General features: G+C 69.0%; 15 protein-coding genes. 14 read left to right on the top strand and 1 reads right to left on the bottom strand.

Annotated features, from left to right (window positions below):
- The first annotated feature begins 171 nt into the window (after positions 1-171).
- From AC1MEQ_RS01525 to nusB, 12 genes are all read left to right on the top strand, one after another.
- A complete protein-coding gene (locus tag AC1MEQ_RS01525) occupies positions 172-543 on the top strand; it encodes a DUF948 domain-containing protein (protein WP_479793340.1) in 372 nt (123 codons plus the stop codon).
- A 9-nt stretch (positions 544-552) separates the two neighbouring features.
- The gene (locus AC1MEQ_RS01520) at positions 553-798 is read left to right on the top strand and encodes a hypothetical protein (protein ID WP_479793338.1); all 246 of its coding nucleotides are present in this window, start codon (positions 553-555) and stop codon (positions 796-798) included.
- A 50-nt stretch (positions 799-848) separates the two neighbouring features.
- Positions 849-3542 (top strand): alanine--tRNA ligase, encoded by a 2694-nt coding sequence (gene alaS / locus AC1MEQ_RS01515; RefSeq protein ID WP_479793336.1) that lies wholly within the window; start codon positions 849-851, stop codon positions 3540-3542.
- Between the two features lie 56 nt (positions 3543-3598).
- Positions 3599-4066: a Holliday junction resolvase RuvX gene (ruvX, locus tag AC1MEQ_RS01510; protein ID WP_479795999.1), complete on the top strand. Its 468-nt coding sequence runs from the start codon at positions 3599-3601 to the stop codon at positions 4064-4066.
- A 13-nt stretch (positions 4067-4079) separates the two neighbouring features.
- Entirely contained in the window at positions 4080-5624 is a 1545-nt protein-coding gene (mltG, locus tag AC1MEQ_RS01505; protein ID WP_479793334.1) for an endolytic transglycosylase MltG, read from the top strand.
- On the top strand, positions 5621-6487 hold the full coding sequence (locus AC1MEQ_RS01500; protein WP_479793333.1) for a shikimate dehydrogenase family protein: 867 nt from the start codon (positions 5621-5623) through the stop codon (positions 6485-6487). The genes mltG and AC1MEQ_RS01500 overlap by 4 nt, the downstream gene beginning before the upstream one ends.
- 26 nt (positions 6488-6513) lie before the next feature.
- A complete protein-coding gene (gene aroC / locus AC1MEQ_RS01495; protein WP_479793332.1) occupies positions 6514-7713 on the top strand; it encodes a chorismate synthase in 1200 nt (399 codons plus the stop codon).
- Positions 7713-8246 carry a shikimate kinase gene (locus tag AC1MEQ_RS01490; RefSeq protein WP_479793330.1) on the top strand — a complete coding sequence of 178 codons (534 nt, stop codon included), beginning with the start codon at positions 7713-7715 and terminating at the stop codon, positions 8244-8246. The genes aroC and AC1MEQ_RS01490 overlap by 1 nt, the downstream gene beginning before the upstream one ends.
- Positions 8243-9334, top strand: a complete 1092-nt coding sequence (gene aroB / locus AC1MEQ_RS01485; protein WP_479793328.1) for a 3-dehydroquinate synthase — start codon at positions 8243-8245, stop codon at positions 9332-9334. Before AC1MEQ_RS01490 ends, aroB begins: the two co-directional genes overlap by 4 nt.
- Entirely contained in the window at positions 9331-9834 is a 504-nt protein-coding gene (locus AC1MEQ_RS01480; RefSeq protein ID WP_479793327.1) for a tetratricopeptide repeat protein, read from the top strand. Before aroB ends, AC1MEQ_RS01480 begins: the two co-directional genes overlap by 4 nt.
- Positions 9835-9930: 96 nt before the next feature.
- Positions 9931-10491, top strand: coding sequence for an elongation factor P (efp, locus tag AC1MEQ_RS01475; RefSeq protein WP_479793325.1), 561 nt, complete (start codon positions 9931-9933; stop codon positions 10489-10491).
- Entirely contained in the window at positions 10491-10901 is a 411-nt protein-coding gene (gene nusB / locus AC1MEQ_RS01470; RefSeq protein ID WP_479793324.1) for a transcription antitermination factor NusB, read from the top strand. The genes efp and nusB overlap by 1 nt, the downstream gene beginning before the upstream one ends.
- A gap of 89 nt (positions 10902-10990) precedes the next feature.
- Here the strand turns inward: nusB and AC1MEQ_RS01465 are convergent, their stop codons facing one another.
- Positions 10991-12220, bottom strand: a complete 1230-nt coding sequence (locus tag AC1MEQ_RS01465; protein WP_479793322.1) for a PrsW family intramembrane metalloprotease — start codon at positions 12218-12220, stop codon at positions 10991-10993.
- Positions 12221-12416: 196 nt separating this feature from the next.
- On the opposite strand from AC1MEQ_RS01465, the gene pyrR reads away from it, so the two are divergent.
- Together pyrR and AC1MEQ_RS01455 are read left to right on the top strand one after the other, a co-directional pair.
- Positions 12417-13022, top strand: coding sequence for a bifunctional pyr operon transcriptional regulator/uracil phosphoribosyltransferase PyrR (gene pyrR, locus AC1MEQ_RS01460; RefSeq protein ID WP_479793321.1), 606 nt, complete (start codon positions 12417-12419; stop codon positions 13020-13022).
- Entirely contained in the window at positions 13019-13999 is a 981-nt protein-coding gene (locus AC1MEQ_RS01455) for an aspartate carbamoyltransferase catalytic subunit (protein ID WP_479793319.1), read from the top strand. The genes pyrR and AC1MEQ_RS01455 overlap by 4 nt, the downstream gene beginning before the upstream one ends.
- Positions 14000-14002 lie beyond the last annotated feature (3 nt).

The following is a 14002-nucleotide window of genomic DNA, read 5'->3' as shown; positions in this document are numbered from 1 at the left end:
CACGGGCTCCGTGCGTTGGGGGCCGCCGTCGTCTGCGCGGATCCCCGGCACGACGGCGGTAGCGTCGGTGGCCACTTTGGGGGCAACCGGGGTGTGCCGCAGGCCGGGGGGACGCGGAAACGGTACTGTTGGTCATTGTTGACGAGCACCTAGCAGGAGGAGCAGTTCCATATGACCGGGTCCGATATCGCCGGCCTCATCGCGGCAGGGGTCTTTGCGATCCTCGTTGCCTTGCTGGCAGTCCCCGTGCTGAAGCTCGGAAAGGTCTTCGACGAACTGCGTCTGGCCGTCCGCGAGCTCTCCGACGGCACCAGCCCGCTGCTGGAGGAAGTGACCACCACGGTCGCCTCCACCAACGCCCAACTGCAGAAGGTCGACGGGATCACCAACAACGTCTCGGACGCCTCGGCGAATGTCACCGCGCTGTCCTCGCTGGCGGCCACCGTCCTGGGCGGGCCGCTGATCAAGGTCGCCGCCTTCACCCACGGCGTGCGCAGCGCCATGAACGCACGATCCGGCGGCACGGGCCGCCGCAGCCGCTAGGAGGCCAGCATGATCAAGAAGCTCTTTTGGGTCGGCATCGGCGTGGGCGTCGGAGTCCTCGCCGCCCGCAAGGTCGGCAGCATGAAGCAAAACCTGGGCCGTGACGGCCTGAATCGTTCGGTCGGCCGGCTCGCAGATGCCCTGTCCTTCTCGGCGGAGGCCTTCCGTGACGGCATGCACGGCCGCGAAACCGAACTGCGTGCCGCCCTGGGCCTCGAGCACCCGGCGGCCAGCGGTCCCAGCCACCGCGGCTGAGTCACCGCACACCGCCTCCCACCCATTCCACGAAGGGATCATCAGCAGTCATGAAGTCGCAGGAAATCGCCAGCCGGTGGATTGAGTTCTTCGCCGCCAAGGGCCACACCCCGGTGCCCAGCGCCTCGCTGGTCTCCAGCGATCCCTCATTGCTGTTCACCGTGGCCGGGATGGTCCCCTTCATCCCCTACCTCACGGCCCGCGAAACAGCGCCCTACGACCGTGCGGTCAGCGTCCAGAAGTGCATCCGCACCGCCGACATCGAGGAGGTCGGCAAGACGGTCCGCCACGGCACCTTCTTCCAGATGGCCGGGAACTTCTCCTTTGGCGACTACTTCAAGGCCGAGGCCATCGCCTACGCCTGGGAACTGCTGACCGGCTCCGTCCAGGACGGCGGCTTCGGCCTGGATCCCGAGCGCTTGTGGGTGACCGTCTACGAGGACGGCGACGAGCGTGACGACGAGGCCCGCCGGGTCTGGCGCGACGTGATCGGCATCCCCGAGGAGCGCATCGTGGGCACCGGCAAGGAGGACAACTACTGGAGCACCGGCCAGCCCGGCCCCGGTGGCCCCTGCTCGGAGATCTACTACGACCGCGGGCCGGCCTACGGCCTCGAGGGCGGCCCCGCGGTGGACGAGACCCGCTTCATCGAGATCTGGAACCTCGTGTTCATGCAGTACCGGCTCTCCGCGGTCCGGTCCAAGACCGACTTCGACGTCGCGGGGGAGCTTCCGCAGAAGAACATCGACACCGGGCTCGGCCTGGAGCGCCTGGCGATGATCCTGCAGGGCGTGGAGAACATGTACGAGACGGACCAGGTGCGCCCGGTCCTGGACCGTGCCGCCGAACTGGCCGGACGCGAGTACACCTCGACCGAGGACCCGGCAGACCCGCACCACACCGACGACGTGCGCCTGCGCGTGGTGGGTGACCACATCCGTTCGGCCCTGATGCTGATCAGCGACGGGGTCGCCCCCTCCAATGAAGGCCGCGGCTACGTGCTGCGCCGCCTAATCCGCCGTGCCGTGCGCGCCATGCGCCTGCTCGGCGTCGAGGATCCGGTGCTTCCGGAGCTGCTGCCGGTCTCCCGGGACGCGATGAAGGGCGTCTACCCGGAGGTCGACACCGACTTCGCCCGCATCTCGCGGATCGCCTACGCCGAGGAGCGGGCGTTCCTGCGCACCATCGCCAGCGGTACGGCACGCCTGGAGCAGGCGGTCACCGTCTCCAAGGCGGCGGGCACCAACCTCTCCGGCGAAGAGGCATTCGCGCTGCACGACACCTACGGCTTCCCGATCGACCTGACCCTCGAAATGGCCTCCGAAGCAGGCCTGGCCGTCGACGAGTCATCCTTCCGCTCGCTGATGGCCGAACAGCGCCAACGTGCCCAGAAGGACGCCAAGTCCAAGAAGGCCGGGCACGCGGACCTGACCGTCTTCTCCGAGCTGCACGGGGCCGGCGACACGATCTTCACCGGTTACGACGAACTGACCAGCGGCTCGTCGGTCCGCGGCATCGTCAGGAACGGGGAACGCGTCGGCTACGCCGAACAGGGCCAGGAAGTCGAGCTGGTGCTCAACGAGACCCCGTTCTACGCCGAGGCCGGCGGGCAGGCGGCCGACGTCGGGCTCATCACCGGTGACGGGTTCGTCGTCGAGGTCCTGGACGTGCAGGCACCGATCAAGGGGCTCTCGGTGCACCGCGCCGTCGTGCGAGAGGGCGAGCTGCCCGCTGACGCCCAGGTGACCGCCGAGGTGGACACCCAGCGTCGGCGCTCGGGGGAGCAGGCTCACTCGGCCACCCACCTGGTCCATGCCGCCTTGCACCAGATCCTCGGCCCGGAGGCCCTGCAGTCCGGCTCGTTCAACAAGGCCGGCTACCTGCGCTTTGACTTCAGCTGGACCGAGGCGCTCTCCGCAGCGGCCCGCGCCGAGGTCGAGGAGGTCGCCAACCTGGCCATCCGCAACGACTTTGGCGTGCAGACCACCGTGATGCCGCTGGCCGAGGCCAAGGACCTGGGCGCCATGAGCCTCTTCGGCGAAAAGTACGGCAATACGGTGCGCGTCGTGGAGATCGACGGCGCCTGGTCGCGCGAGCTCTGCGGCGGCACGCACGTCGCCAACACCTCCCAGATCGGCACCCTGACCCTGCTCGGCGAACAGTCGGTCGGCTCGGGAAACCGCCGTGTCGAGGCGTTGGTGGGCATGGAGGCATTCCGCCACGGCGCCGCCGAACGCGCGCTGGTCAACGAATTGACCGACCTCTTCCGGGTCCCCTCGGGCGAACTGACGGACCGGATCCATTCGACGCTCGCCAAGCTCAAGACGGCCGAGAAGGAAATCGAGAAACTCCGCGCGGAGCAGCGCCGCGCCCAGGCTGGGGCCCTTCTCTCGCAGGTGCGCGACGTCGCCGGCGTGAAGGTCCTGGCGCACGACGCGGGCCCGGTGGCATCCGCCGACGACCTGCGGGCCCTGGCCATGGACCTGCGGTCGCGGATGGGATCCGAACCGGCGACCGTCGCCTTGACCGGCATTGCCAACGACCGCCCGCTGGTCCTGGTCGCCACCAACGAGGCTGCCCGCGCGGCCGGCGTGAAGGCTGGAGCCCTGGTACGCACCGCTGCCGGGATCCTCGGTGGCGGCGGCGGCGGCAAGGACGATGTCGCCCAGGGTGGCGGCTCCGACGTGGCCAAGACACCGGACGCCCTGGCTGCCGTGCTTCGCCAGATTTCGGAGCGGTCCTGAGCGGCGCCGGCGTCACGGTCTATCCGCGCGGCGTCAAACTGGGCGTCGACGTGGGCATGGCCCGCGTCGGGGTCGCGCTGTGCGACCCTGACGGCGTCCTGGCCACGCCGCTGAAGACCCTGAAGAGGGACCTGAAGAAGAACAGTGACGTCCGCGTCCTGGCACGCCTGGTGCGCGAGCATGCCGCCGTGCAGGTCTTCGTCGGTCTGCCCCGCTCCCTGCGGGGACAGGAAACGGGTTCGACCCGGATGGCACGCGAGTACGCTGACCTGCTGGCCGGGGAGCTCTCCGGCCAGTCCGCAGCGGTCCCCGTGCGCCTCATCGATGAGCGTCTCACCACGGTTTCCGCGCACCGCGCACTGCGTGAATCCGGGCTGGAGGGGCGCAAACACCGGCAGGTGGTGGACCAGGTCGCCGCGGCCGATATTCTGCAACAGGCGCTCGACATGCAAAAATCACTACAGCGGGACGTCGGCGACGCCGTGGTGCCTGGTGCGCTGCCCGCGAGCACGGAACTCGACTGAAGGACATCATCTGATGAACGAGAAGCATCCCGGAGGTCCCGGCGCAGAGCCTGGTGACCCCCAGGAGAGCGCCGGTGGCGCCGACGCGGCCCACGGGCACGCACCGTTCCGCCGCCTGAGGTCCGGCCGACGCCGTGCCGGGGGTACGGCCCCACTGGACCAACGCCCAGACGACGACGCCACGCAGGCCGATGGGCACCCCTCGCGCCATGCGGCGCCCGCCCCTGCCGGCGACGAGACGGCACCGGAGGCGTCCGCGCCCATCGATCCGCCCCCCGACCTTCCGGTCCGCGACCACCACCAGGTCGACGTCCTGGAGGCACACCCCGTGGAAGGGGCCGCGTCCGACGGCGCGGCCAACGCCACGGGTCCGGGCAGTGCGGGATCCGACGCCGCTGATGCAGGCCCGCAGACGCCCGCCAGCGACGCCCAAGATGCTGACTCCACCACGGAATTCCTGCTCAAGGGCCAGCGGACGACCCCGGGCGTGCGCAAGCTCCGCCGGCGGCGCCGCAACATCGTCATGGGCATCATGGTGGGGGTGTTCGCCGTCATCCTGGTGGGCACCGTACTCATCCTGCAGAACATCCTGGGCATGTGGGCCCCGGAGGACTATCCGGGGCCCGGCGAGGGGCAGGTCACCTTCACGGTGGAACCCGGATGGGGGCCCGGGCAGATCGGCGGGCACCTGGCCGATCAGGGGATCGTCTCGGACAAGCAGATATTCATCGACTCCATCCAGCAGGTCGATTCCGAGAACAAGACGATCCACCCCGGCAAGTACGAGCTCAAGTACAAGATGCCCGCGCTGGATGCCGCAACGATCCTGGTTGGCCAGGCAGACGAGAAGGTCAACTACGTCGCCATCAAGCAGAACCTGCGCTACTCCGCCGTGTTCGATGCGATCAACAAGGCCACGGGCATTCCGGTGGCCGACCTGGAGGCGTTGAACAAGAAACCCGAGGAGTTCGGGCTCAAGGCCCCGGTCACCAACCTCGAGGGTTTCCTGCATCCCGGCGAATACCGCTTCCCGCTGGACACGAGCGCGAAGGACATCCTGCAAAAGATGGTCGACGCGACCCGCAAGGAACTCACCAGCCAGGGTGTGACCGATTCCGCGGAGCAGTACAAGATGCTCAAGATCGCGAGCATCCTGCAGGCCGAGGCCAGGCCGAAGGACTACAAGACCGTCTCCGGCGCCCTGGACAACCGGTTGAAGCCGGGCAACACCGAGACGGGGGGATACCTCCAGGTGGACTCCAGCGTCATCTACGGTCTCGGACAGTACTCACTGCAATTCACCCAGGAGGAGAAGGCCGACAAGAGCAACAAATACAACACCTACGCCCACACCGGCCTGCCCCCGACACCGATCGGTTCACCGGGAGACAAGGCCATCGAGGCGGCGATTCACCCGGAGAAGAACGACTACTACTACTGGGTCACGGTCAATACGCAGACGGGCGAGACAAAGTTCGCCAAGACCTACGCACAACACAAGGTCTACCAGCAGCAGTTCCGCGACTGGTGCCAGGCAAACGAGAAGATCTGCAAGTGATCACTTCCGGTCGCGCCGCGGTATTCGGCCAGCCGATCGGCCACTCCAAATCCCCGGCGCTGCACCGTGCTGCCTACGCCGAACTCGGGGTCGACATCGAGTACGGCGCCATCGACGCCGGTGCCTCCGAGGCCGGACGCCTGGCCGACAGGCTGCGCACGGAACCCGGCTGGCGCGGGGCCTCGGTGACCATGCCCCTGAAGCAGGCCATGGTCCCCTATATGGACGGCATATCCGACCGTGTCCAGCAACTGGGTGTTCTGAACACCGTCGTGGTCAGCGGATCCCCCGGATCCATCCACCTCCGGGGCGAGAACACCGACGTCGTGGGGATCCTGCGTGCGCTCACCGACGCCGGAGCCACCCGGGTGGAGCGGGTAGCCGTGCTCGGCGCCGGGGGCACGGCCAGCGCGGCCACCGCAGCCCTCCAGGCACTCGGAGCCGGCCACCTGGACTACGTCGTCCGCAACCCCGATCGCGCGTCCGGTGTCATCGAGCTGGCCACCGGATTCGGCTGCACCGCCGACGCCATCGGTGCCGCGGACGTCGCGGAGCGCCTCCACGGGTACGACGCCGTCGTCTCCACGCTGCCACCACACGCCGCCGACGGGCTGGCCCGGCAGCTGGGCCTTGAATCGTTGCGGACTGGCACCCCGCTGCTGGACGTGGCCTATGACCCGTGGCCCAGCGACCTCGGCTCGGCGTGGTCCGCTGCCGGTGGTTCGGTGGTGGGTGGGCTGTCCATGTTGCTGCACCAGGCAGTGGAGCAGGTGCGCCTGTTCACTGGCATCTCCGGGGCCGATTGGCACCAAGTCACAAATGTGATGTGTGACGCAGTAGGGCTCCCGCACCCGATCCGTTGACCCCCGGGCATGGCAGTATGGACTTCATGTTGCGTTGGTTGACGGCGGGAGAATCACATGGCCCCGCACTCGTAGGAATCCTGGAGGGTCTGCCTGCGGGCGTGCCCCTGACCACCTCAGATGTCCAGGATGCGCTGGCCCGGCGTCGGCTGGGATACGGCCGCGGCGCCCGCATGAAGTTCGAGAAGGACCAGGTCACGTTCGTCGGCGGCGTCCGCCACGGCCTGACCCAGGGCGGCCCGGTGGCCATCGAGGTCGCCAATACCGAATGGCCCAAATGGGAAAAGGTCATGAACCCGGACCCGGTCGATCCCGCCGAACTTGAGTCCCTGGCCCGTAACGCGCCACTGACCCGTCCGCGGCCCGGTCATGCTGACTTCACGGGCATGCAGAAGTACGGCTTCGACGACGCCCGCCCCGTGCTGGAACGGGCCAGCGCACGCGAGACCGCCGCCCGCGTCGCCTTGGGCACGGCTGCGGCACGATTCCTCGCGGGTCTGGGCATCGAACTGATCAGCCACACGGTTGCCGTGGGTTCGGTCTCTGTTCCCGAGGGCGCCGCGCTGCCGATTCCCTCCGATGTCGTCGCCCTGGACGCCGACCCGCTGCGCTGCTTCGACCGCGACACCTCCGACGCCATGGTGTCCGAGGTCGACGCGGCCCACAAGGACGGGGAGACGCTCGGAGGCATCGTGGAGGTCATCGCGTACAACCTGCCCTCGGGCCTCGGTTCCTACGTGCACTGGGACCGCCGCCTCGACGGCCGGCTGGCCGCCGCACTCATGGGCATCCAGGCCATCAAGGGCGTGGAGGTCGGGGACGGTTTCCTCACCGCCGCCCGCCGGGGTTCCGCCGCCCACGACGAGATCGTCCGCGGCGACGACGGCACGATCCGCCGCGCATCGAACCGGGCCGGTGGCATCGAGGGCGGCATGAGCATCGGGGACCCGTTGCGCGTGCGTGCCGCGATGAAGCCGATTGCCACCGTTCCACGGGCCCTGCGCACCGTCGACGTCGCCACCGGCGAGCAGACCACCGCCCACCACCAGCGCTCCGACGTCTGTGCGGTCCCGGCGGCAGGCGTGGTGGCCGAGGCGATGGTCGCCCTGGTCCTCGCCGAGGCCGTGACGGAGAAATTCGGTGGGGACTCCCTGGAGGAGACCCGACGGAACCTGGAGGCCTACCTGGCCGCCATCCCCGCGGAACTGGGTACGGGCCGCCCCTGATGTCCGCAGACATCTTCCTGATCGGGCCCATGGCCACCGGTAAATCCGTCGTGGGGCGCCAACTGGCGGCCCGGCTCGGCGTCGCGTTCATCGACACCGATGCCGAGGTCACGGCCACCCACGGAAGCATTGCCGACATCTTCGCCGCGGGCGGCGAACCGGCGTTCCGCGCCCTGGAAACCGCAGCCTTGCAGGCCGCGGCCGCCCGCCCGGAACCGGCAGTGATCGCCACCGGGGGAGGTGCGGTGCTGCGCGAGGGGAACCGCGAACTGCTCCGCGCCGGATACACCGTCTACCTGGAAACCGATCTGGAAACCGTTCGGACACGTATCGCCGGCACCCCGGGCCGGCCGCTCCTGCAGGGCAACCCGCTGGACCGCTGGGTCCAGATCTTCACGGCCCGCGAGGCCCACTACCGCGATTGCGCCACCGTCACCGTCGACGCCCGCACCGGCACCGTGGCGGAACTGGCAGAGAACATCCTCGGCGCCTACCGGCGTCGTGCATCAACCACTGGAGGCATCACCACATGAGCAGCGCTTCGACCCGTATCTCCATCACGGGTTCGGCCCCCGAGCAGAACTACGACGTCGTCGTCGGCGGGGGCCTGCTGGGGGAGTTGCCGGCCCTGCTCGGCGAACGCGTCCGCAAGGTCCTGATCATCCACCCGCGGGCCCTGCGCAGTACCGGGGACACCGTGAAATCCGACCTCGAATCCGCCGGTTTCACCGCGATGACCGCCGAGATCCCCGACGCCGAGGAGGGCAAGCACATCGAGGTGGCCTCCTTCTGCTGGAAGGTGCTGGGCCAGAACGACTTCACCCGTTCGGACGCCATCGTCGCCGTCGGCGGCGGCGCGGTGACCGACCTGGCCGGCTTCGTCGCCGCCACCTGGCTGCGCGGCGTCAAGGTCATCCACGTGCCCACCAGCCTGCTGGGCATGGTCGACGCCGCGGTCGGGGGCAAGACGGGCATCAACACCGCCGAGGGCAAGAACCTCGTCGGCGCCTTCCACCCGCCGGCCGGTGTGCTCGTGGACCTCGACGCCTTGGCGACCCTGCCCCCGAACGAGCTGGTCACCGGGTTGGCCGAGTCCGTCAAATGCGGTTTCATCGCCGACCCGCGCATCCTGGAGATCATCGAGGCCGACCCGCAAACCGCCTCCACCGCCGGCACGCCGGAACTGCGCGAGATCATCGAACGCTCCATCGCCGTGAAGGCCGGGATCGTCTCCGCGGACCTGCGCGAGTCCGGCCAACGGGAATTCCTGAACTACGGCCACACCCTGGCCCACTCGATCGAACTGGCCGAGCGGTACCAGATGCGCCACGGTGCCGCGGTGTCCATCGGCCTGGTGTTCGCCGCCGAGCTGGCCCGTTCCATGGGGCGGATCAGCGACCCGCTGGCGGACCGCCACCGTGGCATCCTCGCCTCCCTGGGCCTGCCGGTGACCTACCGCAGGGACCGCTGGTCCGCCCTGCTGGACGGGATGCGCCGCGACAAGAAGGCGCGCGGGGACCTGCTGCGCTTCGTCGTCCTGGACGACCTGGCCAAGCCGGGCATGCTGGAGGTCCCGGACACCTCGCTGCTCTTCGCCGCCTACCAGGAGATCGCCGAATGAGCACCCCCACCGACTGGATCCCCACCGGCATCCCGGGGCTGTCCATCGACCCGGACACCCTGTTGGCGCAGGTCGTCGACGACGACGCGGCACGCGGGGCGTTCGCCACGGCGAACCCCGTCGAGCAGGTCATGATCGAGGTGGCGCGCGGCGACGTCTCCGCCGCGGCGGAGCTGGTCACCGAGACCCGGTTGCTCGATCCGCAGAACTTCCCGATGCGTGTCGTCGATGCCGACGTCGTGCGCGCCAGCGGCGACCCGGAACGTGCCATCAAGCGGCTGCGCAGCCTCATCGACGAGTTCAAGGACACCGGCCACGAGGCGGTCCTGCAACAGCAACTCGGAGTCCTCTACTTCACCGTCGGCGACTACCACGCCGCGGTGACCAGGTTCCGCCTCGCCCTGGAATTGCGCACGGCGGCCGATGACGAGGCCTTCCGCATCGAGATCTCGCGCCGGTCCCTTGAGGCCGCGCAGGCCCGGGCCGCGGCCGTGCGTTAGAATGGCTATGGTTTTTTGACAATTGCGACCTGGACCGCCGCACCGCTGGATACCACGGTGACGGGCCCGGACCGGGACTGAACAGAGAGAGTACCCGTGGCTACGACCAACGACATCAAGAACGGCACGGTCCTGAAGATCGACGGCCAGCTGTGGACCATCACCGAGTTCCAGCACGTCAAGCCCGGCAAGGGCGGCGCCTTCGTCCGCACCAAGATGCGCAACGTCCTCTCCGGCAAGACCGTGGACAAGACCTTCAACGCCGGCCTCAAGATCGAGACCGCCACCGTGGACCGCCGCGACTACCAGTACCTGTACCAGGACGGCGCGGACTATGTGTTCATGAACACCTCCGACTTCGACCAGCTCACGGTCGAGGGCAAGGTCGTCGGCGACGCGTCGAACTTCATGCTCGAATCCGAGATGGTCACCATTGCCATGCACGAGGGGGCGGTGCTCTACGTGGAGCTGCCCGCGTCGGTGACCCTGGAGATCACGTACACCGAGCCGGGCCTGCAGGGCGACCGCTCCTCCGCCGGCACCAAGCCGGCCACGGTGGAGACCGGCTTCGAGATCCAGGTCCCGCTGTTCCTGGAGCAGGGCACCAAGGTCAAGGTCGACACCCGCACCGGAGATTACCTGGGGCGTGTCAACTAGTGAGTGCCCGCACCAAGGCCCGGCGACGGGCGCTGGACGTCCTGTTCGAGGCCGAACAGCGTGACGTCTCGCCCCTGGAGGCGATGAGGTTGCGCCGTGAGACCACCGACATCACCGTCAACGAGTACACGTTGACGCTGATCGAGGGGGTCATGGCCCACGGTGAGCGGATCGACGAGATCCTGAGCACCTACGCCAAGGGATGGACGCTGGACCGGATGCCGTCCGTGGACCGGACCATCCTGCGCCTGGGCACGTGGGAACTGCTGTACAACGACGACGTCCCCGATGCGGTCGCCGTATCCGAGGCCGTCGCGACGGCCGAGGTCTTCTCCACCGATGACTCCCCGGAATTCATCAACGGCCTGCTCGGCCGCATCCAGCAGCTCAAGCCGACGCTGCTGGCCTGAGGCCACACCCGGCGCTGCCGGGAACCACCGAGCACGACGACGGGGCCTCCCCACGCGGGGGAGGCCCCGTTCGTGCGTTCCGGCTTTGTTCAGACCACGCCTGGGGTCTCCGGGCTGCCGGTCAGGGCGGTGCGGTACCGCAGGATCAGGGCCAGCAGCCTGGCCTCGTCGCGCAGTGCGGCCTCGCGCCGGGTACCGGAGATGATCCGGTTGCGGGTGGCCGCCAGGCGCATCGCCGTCCGGGTGAACCCGCGCATCGCCGGCCGCCTCCCGGTGGCGGCCGCCCATCCGGCCGCCTGCCGGCGTCCGTTGCGGGTGGCGAACATGGCGACCTCCTCCGGGCTGAACCATCCGACCTCGGCGTAGTCGCCGAGCCGTCGGGTGATCAGCCGGCGTTCGGCCCGCCGCAGCAGCAGCACGGCGATGACCGCACAGGTGAACAGCGGGACCTGCAACAGCAGGTAGAACGTCCAGAAGTCCTGGAAGATCAGCCCCATGCCGCCGTTCCAGAGGAAGTGCCCGATCATGGCCGGCAGCAGGCCCAGCAGGAAGTAGACCGGCCAGTAGCGCCGTGCGCCGCGTTGGGCGGCCAGCCCGAGGGCGAAGCCGGTCCAGGCGGTGAACATCACGTGGGCGAAGGGAGAGAACATGCCGCGCAGGACGAACACCTGGACCATCGCCGTCCCCGCCTCGGAGTAGGCGTCGGAAAAATACAGGATGTTCTCCGTGAATGCGAACCCCGCGGCAATCGTGCCGCCGTAGACGATGCCGTCCACCGGGCCGTCGAAGTGGGAGCGCGCCACGCAGAAGATCAACAGCACCCCGATGCCCTTCATCGTCTCCTCGACGATGGGGGCCTGGACGACGGCGCTGAACAGGTCCGGGCCGGTCGCCGCGGCCAACGCCGCGAAAGCCTTGCCGAAGGCCTCGCCGAAGATCAGGCTTCCGGCGATGGAGGCACCGGCCCCCCAGGCGAACGCGCACCACAACGCCAGTCGCGGCTCCGGATCCCAGCGGTCCACCCACCGCAGCGCGACCAGGCACACCGCCAGCGGGAACAATGCCAACAGCCCGACGACGAACAGCGTTTCGGTGCCCAGCACGGTGCCCAGCCAGATCGCGACACCGAGCAGCAGCACCACGCTGAGCACCGCCACCACGACCAGGCCCGGGCTGTAGCGGCGCGGTGGCCGCGCCTTGGCCAGGCGGGCAGCCAACCAGACATCGGCTGCCGGCTCGTCGCGGGGCCAGGCCGGGGTGAGCGGCGCGGAAGGATCCGTGCCGTGCCTCCACGGATCCCCGGGTGGGTATGCGCTCATGGCATCAGCATAGTCAGGCGCGTCGGCGGTGGCATCCAGTGTGCTGGTGGCGCAGATCACCGGCCTTCCGTCACAGTGCCGTCGCAATACCGCGGGCTCGAAGTGCGGCTGGGGCACCGCCGTCGTCCTGTGATAATTTTGAGCGGGCAGTCACCCTTTAAATTCCGTCCAGTGAGGCGGGGAAGGAGGCGGCATCGTGGAAACATTCGGCGCCACCCAGGGATCCGGGCCCACCGGTCCCACCAGCGTCCGTACCGTTCTTTCGGAAGCCGACATCTCGCGCGTGCTCACCCGCATCGCGCACGAAATCATCGAAGCCAACAAGGGCACCCGGGACCTGGTCCTGCTGGGCATCCCGTCCCGCGGCTTCCCCCTGGCGCAACGGCTGGCGGAGCGCATCGCCCGCGCCGAACCCGGCACCGACCCGGCGGCCATCACCGGCCAACTCGACATCACCATGTACCGGGACGACCTGCGCCATTCGACCACCCGCACCCCGTCCCCGACGCGGCTGCCGGCAGGTGGCATCGACGGCAAGGTCGTGGTCCTGGTCGACGACGTGCTCTACTCGGGGCGCACCATCCGCGCCGCGCTGGACGCCCTGTCCGATCTGGGCCGGCCCCGGATCGTGCGGCTGGCCGTGCTGGTGGACCGCGGCCACCGCGAGCTGCCGATCCGCGCCGACCATGTCGGCAAGAACCTGCCCACCGCCGCCTCGGAAAAGGTCAGGGTGCGCCTGGGCGAGATCGACAGCGACCACGGCGTGCCCGTCAACGATGTCGTGATCGTGGGGCAGCCATGAGGCATCTGCTCTCCACCGCCGACCTGGCCCGGGACGACGCGATCCGCATCCTGGACATCGCCGAGGACATGGCCGCCGTGGGCACCCGCGAGGTCAAGAAGCTCCCGGCACTGCGCGGGCGCACGGTCGTAAACCTCTTCTTCGAGGACTCCACCCGTACGCGGATCTCCTTCGAGGCCGCCGCCAAACGGCTCTCCGCGGACGTCATCAACTTCTCCGCGAAGGGCTCCTCGGTGTCCAAGGGCGAGTCGCTGAAGGACACCGCCCAGACACTGAAGGCCATCGGCGCCGACGGCGTGGTCATCCGGCACGGCTCCTCCGGGGCCCCGGCCCGGCTGGCCGCGGCCGGCTGGATCGACGCACCCGTGGTCAACGCCGGTGACGGCACGCACGAACACCCGACCCAGGCGCTGTTGGATGCGTTCACGCTGCGCAACCACTGGTCCACGGTCCGCGGCGTGGAATCCACCGGATCCGACCTGGCCGGCATGCGGGTGGCGATCGTGGGGGACATCCTGCACTCCCGGGTCGCCCGGTCCAACCTGTGGCTGCTGCGCACCCTGGGCGCCGAGGTGAGCCTGGTCGCCCCGCCGACCCTGCTGCCCATCGGCGCCGGCTCCTGGCCATGCACGATCAGCTACGACCTGGATGCCACGCTGGCCGGGGGGATCGACGCGGTGATGATGCTGCGCATCCAGGGGGAGCGCCAGCACGCCTCGTTCTTCCCCAGTGCCCGCGAATACTCCCGCCGCTGGGGCTTCGACGACGCCCGCCTGGCCGCCCTGGAGCACCAGCCCGGCCGCGAGACCGTGATCCTGCACCCCGGGCCGATGAACCGCGGGCTGGAAATCTCCTCCGCCGCCGCCGATTCGCCGCGCTCGACCGTCCTGGACCAGGTGTCCAACGGCGTGGCCGTGCGCATGGCCGTCCTGTACCTCCTGCTTTCCGCGGACCCGCAGCGTCCCGGCGCCCTCTGAGAA

It is taken from the genome of Arthrobacter sp. ASL1, assembly GCF_056680475.1.
Note: the sequence above shows the minus strand (reverse complement) of the source record. Positions and strands in the feature narration are given on the sequence as shown.